The sequence below is a fragment of the Flavobacterium amnicola genome (assembly GCF_004122165.1).
Classification (GTDB): Bacteria; Bacteroidota; Bacteroidia; order Flavobacteriales; family Flavobacteriaceae; genus Flavobacterium; species Flavobacterium amnicola.
In genome coordinates, this window is the sequence record NZ_SBKO01000001.1 from 84,126 (window position 1) to 99,617 (window position 15,492).

7 protein-coding genes are annotated in these 15,492 nt (G+C 35.5%); 1 reads left to right on the forward strand and 6 read right to left on the reverse strand.

The genetic code is table 11. From position 1 onward, the window contains the following. Window positions 1-11: 11 nt before the first annotated feature. The 3 genes from EQG63_RS00435 to EQG63_RS00445 form a co-directional block, all read right to left on the reverse strand. Entirely contained in the window at window positions 12-1,943 is a 1,932-nt protein-coding gene (locus EQG63_RS00435) for a peptidylprolyl isomerase (RefSeq protein ID WP_235827792.1), read from the reverse strand. A gap of 178 nt (window positions 1,944-2,121) precedes the next feature. Continuing rightward, entirely contained in the window at window positions 2,122-4,080 is a 1,959-nt protein-coding gene (locus tag EQG63_RS00440; RefSeq protein WP_129433145.1) for an OmpA family protein, read from the reverse strand. A 13-nt stretch (window positions 4,081-4,093) separates the two neighbouring features. After that, window positions 4,094-4,993: a PorP/SprF family type IX secretion system membrane protein gene (locus tag EQG63_RS00445; protein ID WP_235827793.1), complete on the reverse strand. Its 900-nt coding sequence runs from the start codon at window positions 4,991-4,993 to the stop codon at window positions 4,094-4,096. 148 nt (window positions 4,994-5,141) lie between these two features. Here EQG63_RS00445 and EQG63_RS00450 point away from each other — a divergent pair, with 148 nt between their 5' ends. Then, window positions 5,142-6,731: a peptide chain release factor 3 gene (locus EQG63_RS00450; protein WP_129433149.1), complete on the forward strand. Its 1,590-nt coding sequence runs from the start codon at window positions 5,142-5,144 to the stop codon at window positions 6,729-6,731. A gap of 86 nt (window positions 6,732-6,817) precedes the next feature. On the opposite strand, the gene EQG63_RS00455 is transcribed toward EQG63_RS00450, so the two are convergent. The 3 genes from EQG63_RS00455 to rpoC all read right to left on the reverse strand — a co-directional run bounded on the left by EQG63_RS00455 (window position 6,818) and on the right by rpoC (window position 15,431). Continuing rightward, on the reverse strand, window positions 6,818-10,639 hold the full coding sequence (locus EQG63_RS00455) for a beta strand repeat-containing protein (protein ID WP_129433151.1): 3,822 nt from the start codon (window positions 10,637-10,639) through the stop codon (window positions 6,818-6,820). A 98-nt stretch (window positions 10,640-10,737) separates the two neighbouring features. Then, window positions 10,738-11,049, reverse strand: a complete 312-nt coding sequence (locus EQG63_RS00460; protein ID WP_129433153.1) for a DUF3467 domain-containing protein — start codon at window positions 11,047-11,049, stop codon at window positions 10,738-10,740. Window positions 11,050-11,129: 80 nt separating this feature from the next. Then, window positions 11,130-15,431, reverse strand: a complete 4,302-nt coding sequence (gene rpoC / locus EQG63_RS00465) for a DNA-directed RNA polymerase subunit beta' (RefSeq protein ID WP_129433155.1) — start codon at window positions 15,429-15,431, stop codon at window positions 11,130-11,132. Between the last annotated feature and the right edge of the window lie 61 nt (window positions 15,432-15,492).

Genomic DNA, 15,492 nt, shown 5'->3' on the forward strand with positions numbered 1-15,492 from the left:
TTTGGCTTTAATTATTTTTTCATTGTAGCTTTCAATTTCTCAAAAACTGCAGTATTAGTATTGACTTTAAATTCTTTTTTCAATTCAGAAACCCAATTATCTTCAAGATATTGTTGGTAATCGTTAATGACTCTTCCTTTGGTTTCTTCTAATGTTTTTGGTCCAGCTGGAATTACTTTTATCACTTTGTTCACATAATAAAAATCCTTGTCTTTATAAATTTCAGACAATCCTACTTTGAAGGCAATCTTTTTAGTCGCGTCGCCTTCTTCAAGAATTTCTTCTTTTATCATCACGTTCACCGCATCTTTTGTGTTTAATTTTGCTTTTATATCGTCTAATTTGACATCGCTTTTCAGTAATTTCATCGCTTTTTTAACAAAATCTTCTTTTGCAGAAGAAACAGTTACCACCTCAACACGATTTTTCCATTGGTAATTCGCTTTGTTGGCTTCAAAATGTTTTTTTAAACCGATAGAATCTTGTTTGGCTTTGTTCCAAATTTCTTTTTCCATTAAGTCAAAAAGCAATAATCCATCACGATATTCTTCAACGATATTCGCAAATTCAGGAAACTCAGTTTCCAAATTATCATTGTAATAGGTATTTAATTGACCGTCTACAAAACTAGTGTACACATTATCAATTAATTTGCTGATTGGTTTAATAGCTAATTTAGATTTCTGCTTCGAATTCAATTCTTGTAAAAACGTTGATCCTGTAATCGATTTGTTTTCAACTTTTAACAATTCTGCATCAAACTCTTTAGTGTCTTCCGGCAATTTCCATTCACCAGTATAATACTTATCGGTTACTGACGCTTTAATTTTTGTGTATAATTTTTCGTTACGAACCACTTTGTACTTGGTTCTCAATTTAGCATTTAAAGTGTTTGTAATAATTCTAGAACGATCATCTTTACGGATTTTAGTATCCAATTCGCGTTCCATCTCTTCTAATTTTTTAACTGGATGCTTTTCTAATAATTTCACGATGTGCCATCCAAATTGACTTTCAAAAGGTTCTGAATAGTCTCCCGCATTTTTCAATCCGAAAGCTACATTTTCAAAAATTTCAGAACTCAATTGACCCGAAGCAAATCGTGGTAAAACACCTCCTTTTGGTGCAGAGTTTTTATCTTCAGAAAACTGATTGGCTAACGCTTCAAAGCTTTCACCTTGTTTTAATTTTGCATAAATATCTTTAATTGTTGATGTAATTTTTGCGGTAATTTCAGGAGTAATTGTTTGCGGTTTAAGCACCATAATATGCGCAACTGTTACTTCACCTCTATTTTCTCTAACATCTAATACTTTAACTAAATGATAACCAAATCTGGTACGAACGGGTTTAGACACCTCACCTACTTTAGTGGTATAGGCCGCAGTCTCGAAAGGATATACCATTCTAAATGCTGAAAAATAACCTAAATTCCCTTTGTTTTCTTTTGCCGAAGGATCTTGAGAAACTTGCTGAGCTACCTCTTCGAAATTTTCACCCGACACAATTCTTTTGCGAATATCTAATGCTTGATTGAAAGCTTTTAGCGTGTCTTCTGGCGAAGCATTTTCGTCACATTTGATAAGAATATGTGCCGCTTTTACTTCTTTTTGCATTCTATTATATCCTTCTTCGATCAAGGCTTTAGTTACTTTTGAGTCGGACGTATAATTTTTTGATAATTGACCTCTGTACGATTTCAATTCATTAATATATTGTTGCCCGTTTTGCAATCCTAATTTGTTGGCTTTGGCAATTTTTAGTTTGTAGGCTACAAACAATTCCAAATACTGATTCAAATCTTTTTGAGATTCGTCTTTTACTAAATCGATGTTTTTATTATAAACTCTAACAAATTCATCAGTAAAATAAGGTTTTTCATCAATTGTAAACAAAACCTCTTTAGCGCTATTTTGAGCAACTAAAACGCTTGTAACTAGCATAAAAAAAACTACCAAAAAAGGACTTGACTTCATTTTCAATTTATTTATTTTAAAATAGAGTAGCAAAAATAACAATTCGCTTACATTAAACAAGTAATCCCCTTTGTATTAACAAAATTTTATCCAAAAAAAGAGCATCAAATGTAATTGATGCTCTTAAAATTTTACTGAGACTAATTTAATTCATAGAAACAATGATAAATTCACTTCTTCTATTTTGTTGGTGTTGCTCTTCAGAACAAGAAGAGTTATTGGTTGGTTCACAACCACAATCATTTGTTAGTTGCGATTCTCCATACCCTTTTCCTGTTAATCTAGTTTTAGAAATTCCATTTTTTACCAACCAAGCAATTGTTGATTTTGCTCTGCGCTCAGATAATTTCATATTATAATCGGCTGTTTGACGACAATCCGTATGAGATCTTACATCTATTTTTAGAGTTGGATTTTGTTGCATTACATCTAGAATTTTTTCTAATTCTAAAGCGGCATCCTTTCTGATATTTGATTTATCTAAATCGAAATAAATGATTTTAATATCGAAAGTTTTTGCTAAATCGGTACCCACTTTAATCTCTTTAACTTTTTTACCTTTTTTGATTGGAAGTTGGGTTTTACCAGCTTTATTAGGAATTAAAATAGGAGTTTCTACCGTATCGTAATCTTCTTTTTCACTTCTTACGTAGTATTTTTTACCTGCATCAATATTTTTAAAATTATAATTTCCATTTTCGTCAGCAGTTGTTGTCGCAACAGTATTAAACTTATCATCGAAAAGAGTTACTGTTGCACCTGGAATTACTTGATTTGTTTCTAAGTCAGTAATAGCGCCTTCCAAATCATGTTTATAATCCATCTCTAATGGTTTATTTTCAATAAAACTATAGATGTCATCTAAACCTTTTCCACCCGCTCTATTTGATGTAAAAAACCCTTTTTTTGTTGTTGCATCAATAATCAGTGCGAAATCATCTTGCGGACTATTAACGGGTTCACCAACATTCACTGCTTTAGTGGGCATTCCATTTTCATCAAGCTTGGCCATAAAAATATCCAAACCTCCTAAACCTTGATGACCATCAGAGGCGAAATATAATTCATTATTTTCATTTACATAGGGAAATGTTTCTCTGCCTTCTGTATTAATTCCACCTGTTAATTTAACTGGCTCGCCATAGGTGTCGTTACCTAAAATTGCTACTTTATACAAATCTGATTGTCCAGTTGTTCCTGGTCTATTTGTAGCAAAATATAACGTTTTTTCGTCTGGACTTAAAGCAGGATGAGCAGTACTAAAATCATCACTATTAAATGGTAACTCTTTCACATTAGTCCATTCTTCTCCTTCAAGTGTTGCTTTGTATAATTTTATCAAAATTAACTTATCAGCACTTTTACCTACTTTCCTATCATTGTAGTTATTTCTAGTGAAATAAACTGTTTTCAAATCTTTTGTAAATACTGGAGTATCCTCGTGAAATTTAGAATTTAATTTATTAGAAAAACGTTTTGGTTTCACTAGAGAACCATCTTCAGATAAATCTGCGGCATATAAATTTGTGAAAGAAAGACCTGTCCATTTTGTTTTGATTTTTGCATAACCTATACTATCTCTTGACGTAGAAAATAGCACTTTATCTCCGTACTTATATGGTCCGTATTCGAATGCTTTTGTATTAACTTCAGTAGCTTTTATTTCGTATCTACCAGAGTTTTTTGCAATTATTTCTTTATAATTTTTTTGCTCACTGTAATATTTACCTCTAAGATCATTACCTGCTAATTCATAAAACTTATCTAGAAACTGATTTGCTTTAGTGTAATCTCCGGTTGCTTTTAAAGTTTGAGAATAACGATAATAATATTCGGGAGCAACTTTTTCGTTTAAGACAAACAATTCATTATACCATTTATTTGCTTCTAATAAGTTGGCGTTAAAGTAATACGAATCTCCTAATTTTTGAAATAGGTTAACTGATTTATACCCTTTTGCCACAATTTTTTCATAGGTTTTAATGGCGTCTACATAGGCTAAATTATCATATTGTGAATTTGCTTTAGCGACTTTAGTCTCTTGAGCAAAGAATGAAAAACTAGTTAATAAAGTAACAAATATTATTTGAATTTGTCTTTTCATAATCTATTTTTTTTTAGAAGAATCTTGGAGCTACTACTTTGTCGAAGTTTTTAAACAACTCATAACGTAAAAATATTTCATGTGATCCTGAATTAAAATTACCTAATCGTGTTGTTTCTTTGTCATAAGCATAGCCTATTAACCAAGAGTCAGAAATTTGAAATCCAGCTAACCCACTAACAGCATCACCTAAACGGTAAGCAATCCCAAGAGAGAATTTTTCATTAAACCAAAAGTTACCTGATATATCGGCTTGAAATGGAGCCCCTTTAACCGCTTTTATTAAAGCTGCCGGCTTGAATTGTATTTCATTGCTCAATTTAAAAACATGCCCAGCAATAAAATGAATGTGCATTCTTTCTCCTGCAACATATTGTACATCATTGTCATAGTATTTTTGCTCTAGCATATATGGAATTGAAAGTCCAACATATGTTCTAAGTGAGTACCAAAAAACACCTGCTCCAACATTTGGATAAAACCTATTATCTATATTCTCTCTACCTTTTTGCAAAGGATCATTTGGATCGAATGTTTTCAATTTATTGAAATCAACGTTAAAAAGATTTGCTGTCCCTTTAACTCCAAAGGCTAGTTTAAACGTTTCAGAAGTAGGTATTGTATAACTCATATCTACTGAAATTGTATTTTCATCAGAGGGACCTAAACGATCATTAACAAAACTAACTCCCAATCCTACTTTCTGGCTTGACCCAAGTGGTGTATGTAATGTTACAGTATTGGTCACTGGAGCACCTTCTAATCCTACCCATTGTGTTCTATGCATTGCCAAAACACTTAAACATCCTCTAGAACCCGCATATGCAGGGTTAAAATCACTGGTATTATACATGTATTGTGTAAACTGTGCCTCTTGCTGTGCTTGCAATTGATGAGCTGAAACCAAACACATTATAAGGAAACACCAATAGGTTTTACAACTCATTTCTTAATAAAATTTATTTTTCAACTAGACAAAGATAAAGTTCTGAACATTAAATTTAAACAATAATATTTACTAACCGTTAAGTATTAGCTATCTTTGCCAAAAATTACAAATAATGAGTTTTTTAAAAGAAATAGAAAGAAGAAGAACCTTCGGAATCATCTCACATCCCGATGCTGGTAAGACTACCTTAACTGAAAAATTACTTCTTTTTGGAGGAGCCATTCAGGAAGCAGGTGCTGTAAAAAGTAATAAGATTAAAAAAGGAGCCACTTCCGATTTCATGGAAATTGAGCGTCAAAGAGGAATCTCTGTTTCTACATCGGTTTTAGCATTCATATACAAGGACAAAAAAATCAATATTCTGGATACTCCAGGACACAAGGATTTTGCAGAAGATACTTTCAGAACCTTAACCGCTGTAGACAGTGTTATTGTTGTTATTGACGTTGCAAAAGGGGTCGAGGAACAAACCGAAAAATTAGTTTCTGTTTGCCGCATGCGTCATATCCCAATTATTGTATTCATCAACAAATTAGACCGTGAAGGAAAAGACGCGTTCGATTTGATGGATGAAGTAGAAAAGAAATTGGGTCTTCATGTGACTCCATTAAGTTTCCCTATCGGTATGGGATATGATTTTCAAGGAATTTACAATATTTGGGAGAAAAACATCAACTTATTCGAAGGAGACAGTCGCAAAAACATCGAAGAAACCATTGCTTTTGATGATATTGACAGCCCTGAATTGGAAGGAATTATCGGAGAAAAACCAGCTAACAAATTACGTGAGGAATTGGAATTAATTTCGGAAGTATACCCTGCATTCGACAGAGAAGCCTACTTGGCTGGAAATTTACAACCTGTATTCTTTGGTTCGGCGTTGAATAATTTCGGAGTGCGTGAATTACTAGACTGTTTCGTAGATATTGCTCCTTCGCCAAGACCAAAGGATTCTGATACTCGTGAAGTAAAACCTGAAGAAAATAAATTTGCTGGGTTTGTATTTAAAATCCACGCCAATATGGATCCAAAACACCGTGACCGTTTGGCATTTGTTAAAATTGTATCGGGAACTTTCGAACGAAACAAGCCCTATTTACATGTTCGCCACGGGAAGAATTTAAAATTCTCCAGTCCGAATGCCTTTTTTGCCGAGAAAAAAGAAATTGTAGACATTTCATATCCCGGTGATATTGTTGGTTTGCATGATACCGGTAACTTTAAAATTGGAGATACTTTGACGGAAGGCGAGCAGATGAGTTTCAAAGGAATTCCGAGTTTCTCTCCAGAACATTTCCGTTACATCAATAACGCTGATCCACTAAAAGCCAAACAATTAGAAAAAGGAGTCGATCAGTTAATGGACGAAGGAGTAGCACAGTTGTTTACGTTGGAAATGAACAACCGTAAAGTAATCGGAACAGTTGGAGCACTTCAATATGAGGTCATTCAATACCGTTTAGAGCACGAATACGGCGCCAAATGTAATTACGAGAACTTCCCAGCGTACAAAGCGTGTTGGGTAAAACCAGAAGATCCCAAGAACGAAGAATTTGCTGAGTTTAAGCGTATCAAACAAAAGTTTTTGGCCAAAGACAAATACAATCAATTAGTATTCTTAGCCGATTCTGATTTTTCGATACAAATGACACAAAGTAAATTTCCGAGTGTGAAATTATTTTTTACTTCAGAGTTTGATTAATCTGATTTCATTACGTTAAAACAATTATATAAAAAATCCCATTCATATTAATGAATGGGATTTTTATTAGTATTAAAATGTAAGGATTACTTTTTGAAAACTTTTAAGGTTTTAGTAAGTGAACCTGCTTCAATTTTTACCAAATAGGTTCCAGCATTTAAGCTAGACAAATCAATTTGAGTTGAAGTTGCTGTTACTTTTTTAGCTAACACTTGTTGTCCTAACATATTGTGAACAGAAACTTGTGTCAAATCAGTAGTGTATTCAATATTTAAAATCGTAGTTACTGGATTTGGATAAACTCTCAAACCATTAGCCATATCAAATTGAGAAGTATTTAAGAAAACGCCTTCATCAGCTCCCATATCTGGAGTTGAAGTATCTCTTGTAATACAATCAAAATCTTGAGTAACCGCCGCGATTGGTGTTCCTAGATTGTCTAACGTCGGATTTAAAACAGGGTCTAAATGTAAATCTGAAGCAGATACAAAAACAGGAGTAATTTCTACTGAATTAGCATCATCAGCTACAGCAGCTCCCCATAATGCAACAGTAGCGTAATCAACTCCAGCTCCAGCTGCAAGAGAACCTGTACGGAAACCTCCATCATTTGCACCAGAACTAACAAAGTCGTTGTAATTTGAATCCAAATTAGCAAATACAGTTCTAACTAAACCAACTGCATAACTTTTAGCATTTACTCCACCCCCTGAAGCAGTTTGTGATGTAAAAATGATATTATTTTTCAATTGTAATAATTCATCAGCACCAGTAACAGCAATTCCATAACTTGGCATTTGTGTAGCTGTAGCTCCTCTATCTCCAGTCATTACCACCGTATTGTGATAAATTCTAGTATCTGATCCAACGGCACCTACTACAAATATCCCAGAAGGATAGTCTGGACTTGTACCGTTACAAATAACTCCGGAAATCATATTGTTTTGTATAGTATTAAATCCTCCAGCAGCTCCTGCAATAGTTATACCTGCAGAAGAAAACCCAGAAGTATTATTACTGTTTACTCCATTAATTCTATTATTAGAAACAAGAGCTCCAGTGATACCACCGTTAGTAACAATTGTAGCATCAATGGCTTGATTACCCATTGCAATTCCAACAACATCAGCACTTTCATTAGAATCTAAACCTCCAATATTATTATAACTTACCTCAGCACCATTATCATTAAACATTAAAATTCCTACTCTTCTGATACGATTTGTTACAGTTCCAGACAAATCATTTTGTTTTATTACAGTACCTGTATTTTGATTTGCTAAACTTAAACCTGCAGCATAAATTCCGAATATTGCTTTTTGTACAGAACAGTTTTCTACACGATTATTATCGTTATCTGTTCCAACAGTTCCAAGTGTATTTCCACCTAATGAAATTCCAATTAAAGTAGTTGTTGGATCCTGACCAATAACGTTTACATTTTTAATTACATTATTCATAGCTCCATTAGTTCCTGATTGCACAGAAATAACTCCAGCACTTGTACCTACATTCGTATTTGCAATTGTTAATTCACGTAGAGCTGCGTCACCACCTACTAAACATGCTGCTGCTGTCGCTCCAGTGGTAGAACCGTTGATAGTAACACCATCAGCTCCATTTAATTTGATTAATGCTCCGTTGATACTTCCTGTTATAGTTCTTGCTGCTCCTGAAGGTTGAATCAAAGTAGTAAATCCGCCAGCAATTTCATTTAATGAATGTAAACCTGTTTCAGCAGCTAAATCAGAAATGATATTAATAGTTATATTTCCAGATGCTCCAGAAAGATTAATAGCTTCAAAAATTCCACCTGCATTAGTCAATGAAGGATAATTACCAGCTGTTCCAACCGTGTACACTCCATTTAATGGTGGTGGAACATCCCCAATAGTTACGGTTGTGGACGCAGGCGAGCCTAAAGAGGCTCCTCCAGTAGGAGAAGATAATGCAATAGTAAAAGTTTCACTTGGATCTAAAATTAAATCTGTACAAATAGTTACGTTAAAAGTTAACGAAGTAACACCATCAGCAAAATTTAAAACTTGAGGCCCTGGATTTACATAATCAACCCCAACACCACATGCTGCTCCACCTGTTGCTGTAGCATCAGTTAATGTATAGGTAACCCCTACAGCCCCTGCATTACCGCCTACACGGTTAACAGTTACCGTTAAAGTTGTACCTTCATTAGAGGCATAGGTAGCAGAGCTAAATTGAAAAGCACCTGGATTCGCATAATACTCATCTGCCCCAATTTCATAAGCAGCACCATTTGGTCTTGCTTCACCGTCAAAATCTTCTACTACACTTGCAACTGTAGTTCCCGCATTAACATTTGGAGAAGATCCAGATAAATGAAAATCAGTAGCTGATGGATAATTTGGATTGGCTTGTATTGAATTCGCATCCTGTGGGGCAGTAAGTGCCGCCTGCCAGTTTGCTAAAGTTGCGAATTGATTTGTTTGCGCATTAGTTGTTGCAGTACCTGTCGCACCAGTTTGTAATTGCGTATTGGCAGCATTTATATAATAATTATTATAATTTAAACCACCTGTTCCGAACACATACGCATTGGAGTTAAGGGAAATCGCGTAAAAACGCAATGCCGCTGTACTTGAACTACTAGCATCTAAATAAATACTATTATTCTGCACTACAAAATTTGCATTATTAGTCCCATTAGCCCCTGGAATTCTGATTGCATTACCAGAAGTAGCTGAAGCTGTTGAAGCTCCAGGATCCATATCACCTGTTATGCTAATCGAATTATTGGCAATGACATCACCATTTCCGGCAGCAACTCCAATTCCACAAACTTGGTCACCTGTTGTTCCGTTTGAACGAATATTATACACAACATTATTGGCAACTAGATTGTTGGTAGCACCACCACTTTGAGTAGTCCCTAATCGAATTCCAACAGCGGAAAAAGTATTTTCCTCCACAACATCGTGAACCACATTTTTGGTAATTGTATATCCTAGTGAAGTAATCGATGCTGTTTCCGTCATAGTCCAAGTTTCTCCTCCGATAGCGATTCCTAATCTATCAGCACCTGTTGCTGCTTGTGGTTCTAAAACACCAACAAACTGAACTGTATTTCTACTTATAAGTGCTCCCGTATCAGCTTGCATAAGAATCCCCACTCTAGAAATTTGATCTGTTCCAAAAGCATTTGGTCCGATAATATTATCTGTTACAATCGGATTGATATTCAAATCGGTTGTAGTACCTCTGGTTACAATTCCGTATCTGGCTTTTATAATTCTATTGGCAATAAATGAATTGTTATCATTATCTACACCATTAGCAGTGGTACTAATAGTTGTACCACACATAATAATTCCAAATGTTGAATTCCCTGAAGCAGTTGGATCAATACCCGTTAACAGTTCCAAATTACGTATAACGTTATTTGAAGCCCCATTACCTGCAGCTACACTAGCCAACCATATTGCTGCCGTAGCAGCTGCTGTACTTGTGTTTTGTACCGTAATATTTCTTCCTGTACCGCCAATACGACCGTCAATGGTTATGTTATCAGCACCGTTTAGTTTAATTACAGCACCTGTAATAGCACCACTCACTGTTACTGGAGTCGTTGCAGTTATCGCAACCGAAGTATACGATGCTGGTCCAACAGCACCTGAGTTTAATACAGCACTTGCTGTTTCGGTGGTGTTTCCTGTTAGGGAAATTCCAATCGATCCCATGTGTGTTCCCGCATTAATAGCGTCGAAAGCTAGCTTTACAGTGGCATAAGTTGCCGCTGGGGTTCCAGCAGTTGCAGTCACATCTACTTGCGCAGAGATCGTCTGACAAGCGAATAACATTACAAAAGCTGTAAACAAGGATTTCCATGTAGAAATTTGTCTTGTTCGAATTTGAAAGTAATTTTTCATCATAAAAATTAGTTTGATTTGTTAAAAGCAATATAAACTCAAATCTACAAAAAAAACTAATACAAAATAAAAAACCCCTTCAGATTGAAGAGGTTGTATTATTAGGCTTGGCCAGTAGGTCCAAAATTTAGGGGGATGGGCGCTTGCTCAACTTCTTTAATCACGCCATGCACATTTTCAAAACGTTGGATATTTTCTGCCAGTGCTTTTACCAATCGTTTGGCATGTTGTGGCGTTAAGATAATTCTCGATTTTACTTTTGCTTTAGGAACACCAGGCATGATATTGATAAAGTCTAAAACAAATTCGGTATTAGAATGATTAATAATCGCTAAATTGGAATAAATACCATCCGCGGTTGCTTCGTCTAATTCGATATTAATCTGTCCTTCTTGTGGGTTTTGATTATTCATTTTTCTCTTTTTTAAATAGTAAAAAATCCTAACAGCATGACACTGTTAGGATTTATAAATATAGTCAGAAAAATTAATTATTAATAATTATATTCTTCTTTGGTAATCATTAATTCATCATACTCTTCTTTAGAACCTACAATTGTGTTATCATAGTCTCTCATACCGGTTCCGGCTGGGATTCTGTGACCTACAATTACATTTTCTTTAAGACCTTCTAAATTATCAACTTTACCTGCAACAGCAGCTTCATTTAATACTTTAGTTGTTTCCTGGAACGATGCCGCCGAGATGAATGACTTAGTTTGTAACGAGGCTCTTGTAATACCTTGTAATACTGGAGTCGCTGTAGCTGTGATTACATCACGAGCTACTACTAAGTTTTTATCATTACGTTTTAGTAACGAATTCTCATCACGCAATTCACGAGCAGAGATGATTTGACCTGGTTTCAAGTTTTCTGAATCACCAGCATCTTCTACTACTTTCATTCCGTATAATTTATCATTTTCAACGATAAAGTCTTTTGTATGAATTAATTGTTCTTCAAGGAATAAAGTATCTCCTGGATCTTCCACTCTTACTTTACGCATCATTTGACGAATCACTACTTCAAAGTGTTTGTCATTGATTTTTACCCCTTGTAAACGGTATACCTCTTGAATTTCATTTACCAAGTACTGTTGAACAGCCGCTGGACCTTGAATTCTTAAGATATCTTCCGGAGTAATCGCACCGTCAGACAATGGCACTCCAGCTCTTACGAAGTCATTCTCTTGTACTAAGATTTGGTTGGATAATTTCACCAAGTATTTCTTGATTTCACCAAATTTAGACTCGATCACGATTTCACGGTTACCTCTTTTGATTTTACCAAAAGAAACCACACCATCAATTTCAGAAACTACCGCTGGGTTAGATGGATTACGAGCTTCTAATAACTCGGTAATTCTTGGTAAACCTCCTGTAATATCGCCTGCTTTTGAAGAACGACGTGGGATTTTTACTAAAATTTTACCGGCTTTAATTTTCTCGCCATCTTCTACCATAAGGTGCGCTCCTACTGGTAAGTTGTAGGTTCTGATTAATTCACCGTCTTTACCATAGATGTGTAATGTTGGGATTAATTTTTTGTTTCTACCTTCAGAGATTACTTTTTCTTGGAAACCAGTTTGCTCATCGATTTCAACCATGAACGATTGTCCTTGCTCTAAATCTTCGTAACCAACTTTACCAGTAAATTCTGAAATAATTACCCCATTATATGGATCCCACTTACAGATTACATCTCCTTTTCCTACTGATTGTGCATCAGCAACAAAAATACTTGAACCGTAAGGAATGTTGTGAGTACTTAATAAAATACCTGTTTTCTCATCAATTAATTTCAATTCTGTTGAACGAGAAATTACGATATCTACAATATTACCTTCACTATCTTCTCCTTTAACCGTTTTTAAATCTTCGATTTCTAAACGACCTGGGAATTTAGCAACGATGCTAGACTCTTCAGAAATACCTCCAGCAACCCCTCCAACGTGGAACGTACGAAGTGTTAACTGTGTACCTGGCTCACCAATTGATTGTGCTGCAATAACACCAACTGCTTCCCCTTTTTGAGTCATTTTACCAGTTGCTAAGTTACGTCCGTAACATTTCGCACAAATACCTTTTTCAGCTTCACAAGTTAATGGAGAACGTACTTCCACTTTTTCAACTGGAGAAGCCTCAATAGTTTTCATGATAGCTTCGGTAATTTGTTCACCGGCAGCAATTAATACTTCAGAAGTTAACGGATTAATTACATCTTGTAATGCAACACGTCCTAAAATTCTTTCTCCTAAAGTTTCCACGATTTCTTCGTTTTTCTTTAAAGCAGAAACTTCTACACCTCTTAAAGTACCACAATCTACAGTGTTAACAATAACATCTTGAGAAACGTCATGTAAACGACGCGTTAAGTAACCTGCATCCGCCGTTTTTAACGCCGTATCCGCAAGACCCTTACGAGCACCGTGCGTAGAGATAAAGTATTCTAAGATAGAAAGACCTTCTTTAAAGTTCGATAAAATCGGGTTTTCAATAATTTCACCACCACCAGCAGTCGATTTTTTAGGCTTAGCCATCAAACCACGCATACCAGTTAACTGACGAATTTGCTCTTTCGATCCACGCGCTCCAGAATCAAGCATCATGTACACCGAGTTAAACCCTTGTTGATCTTCTCTAATGTTTTTCATTGCTAATTCTGTCAATTGTGCATTGGCAGAAGTCCAGATGTCAATAACTTGGTTGTAACGTTCGTTATTGGTAATAAGACCCATATTATAGTTCACAGAGATTGCTTCAACTTGCTCTCTTGCATCTGCAATTAATTGTCCTTTTTGCTCTGGAATACGAATATCCCCTAAAGAGAATGATAATCCTCCTTTGAATGCAAATTTATAACCCATATCCTTCATGTTATCAAGGAAAGCAGCCGTTGTAGGAACATCTGTTACTGCAAGGATTTTTCCGATAATATCACGAAGTGATTTTTTAGTTAATACCTCATTGATATAACCTGCTGCTTCTGGTACTACTTCGTTAAATAATACACGACCTGCAGTAGTTTGGATGATTTGGTTAACCAATTCTCCATTCTCATTGAAGTCTTTTGCTCTAATTTTCACACGAGCATTTAATTCTAATCTGTTTTCGTTTAAGGCAATATGCACTTCTTCAGCAGAATAGAACGTTAAATCTTGGCCTAAAATTTTATGCTCTGGAGTCGAAATACGCTCTTTTGTCATATAATATAGACCCAATACCATGTCCTGAGAAGGCACCGTGATAGGTGCTCCGTTAGCAGGGTTCAAGATATTGTGCGAAGCCAACATTAATAATTGTGCTTCTAAGATTGCTTCTGGTCCTAATGGTAAGTGAACCGCCATCTGGTCACCATCGAAATCGGCGTTGAATGCCGTACAGGTCAATGGGTGTAACTGGATTGCTTTTCCTTCAATTAACTTAGGCTGGAACGCTTGGATACCCAAACGGTGAAGCGTAGGAGCACGGTTAAGTAATACTGGGTGACCTTTAATTACGTTTTCAAGGATATCCCAAACTACTGGCTCTTTTTTGTCAATGATTTTCTTAGCAGACTTCACTGTTTTTACAATTCCTCTTTCGATTAACTTACGAATAACGAAAGGTTTGTAAAGCTCAGCAGCCATATCTTTAGGAATACCACACTCATACATTTTCAATTCTGGTCCAACGACAATTACCGAACGAGCCGAGTAATCTACACGTTTTCCAAGTAAGTTTTGACGGAAACGTCCTTGCTTACCTTTTAAAGAATCAGATAATGATTTTAATGGTCTGTTTGATTCTGTTTTAACCGCAGAAGCTTTTCTAGTGTTGTCGAATAACGAGTCTACAGATTCCTGTAACATACGTTTTTCGTTACGTAAGATTACTTCTGGTGCTTTAATTTCCATTAATCGCTTCAAACGATTGTTACGGATAATTACACGACGGTATAAATCATTCAAATCAGAAGTTGCGAAACGCCCTCCATCAAGTGGCACTAACGGACGCAATTCTGGCGGAATAACTGGAATAACTTTAAGAATCATCCATTCTGGACGATTTTCTCTGTTTTTATTTGAATCACGGAATGATTCTACAACTTGAAGACGTTTTAATGCTTCCGTTTTTCTTTGTTTAGACGTTTCATTATTAGCTGCGTGACGTAATTCGTATGATAACGCATCAAGGTCAATACGAGCTAATAAATCCATAATACATTCAGCACCCATTTTGGCGATGAATTTATTTGGATCGTTGTCATCTAAGTATTGATTTTCCATCGGAAGAGAATCCAAGATATTCAAGTATTCTTCTTCTGTTAAGAAATCCAATCGTTTTAATGATTCTCCTTCGGCACTTTGAGCAATACCGGCTTGGATTACTACGTATCTCTCGTAGTAAATAATCATGTCTAATTTTTTAGATGGCAATCCTAAAATATAACCAATTTTGTTAGGTAACGAACGGAAGTACCAAATGTGAGCGATAGGCACCACCAAATTGATGTGTCCTACTCTATCACGACGTACTTTTTTCTCAGTAACTTCTACACCACAACGATCACAAACGATTCCTTTATAACGGATTCTTTTGTATTTCCCACAAGCACATTCGAAATCTTTTACAGGACCGAAAATACGTTCACAGAAAAGACCATCACGTTCTGGTTTGTGAGTTCTATAGTTAATCGTTTCTGGTTTTAATACCTCTCCGCGAGATTCTGCCAGAATTGATTCTGGTGAAGCTAAACCTATCGAAATTTTATCGAATCGTTTAATGGTATTCTTCTCTTTATTTCTATTCATCATAGTTTCTACTATTGATTTATTTGCAATTAAAATTGATTTATAGTGGTGTTATCCTAACATC

Bases quoted from the DNA above. Each gene is read 5' to 3' on its own strand.
- EQG63_RS00455 (WP_129433151.1), bottom strand. From the start codon at position 10,639: ATGATGAAAAATTACTTTCAAATTCGAACAAGACAAATTTCTACATGG.
- EQG63_RS00460 (WP_129433153.1), bottom strand. From the start codon at position 11,049: ATGAATAATCAAAACCCACAAGAAGGACAGATTAATATCGAATTAGAC.
- EQG63_RS00445 (WP_235827793.1), bottom strand. From the start codon at position 4,993: ATGTGTTTGGTTTCAGCTCATCAATTGCAAGCACAGCAAGAGGCACAG.
- rpoC (WP_129433155.1), bottom strand. From the start codon at position 15,431: ATGATGAATAGAAATAAAGAGAAGAATACCATTAAACGATTCGATAAA.
- EQG63_RS00435 (WP_235827792.1), bottom strand. From the start codon at position 1,943: ATGCTAGTTACAAGCGTTTTAGTTGCTCAAAATAGCGCTAAAGAGGTT.
- EQG63_RS00440 (WP_129433145.1), bottom strand. From the start codon at position 4,080: ATGAAAAGACAAATTCAAATAATATTTGTTACTTTATTAACTAGTTTT.
- EQG63_RS00450 (WP_129433149.1), top strand. From the start codon at position 5,142: ATGAGTTTTTTAAAAGAAATAGAAAGAAGAAGAACCTTCGGAATCATC.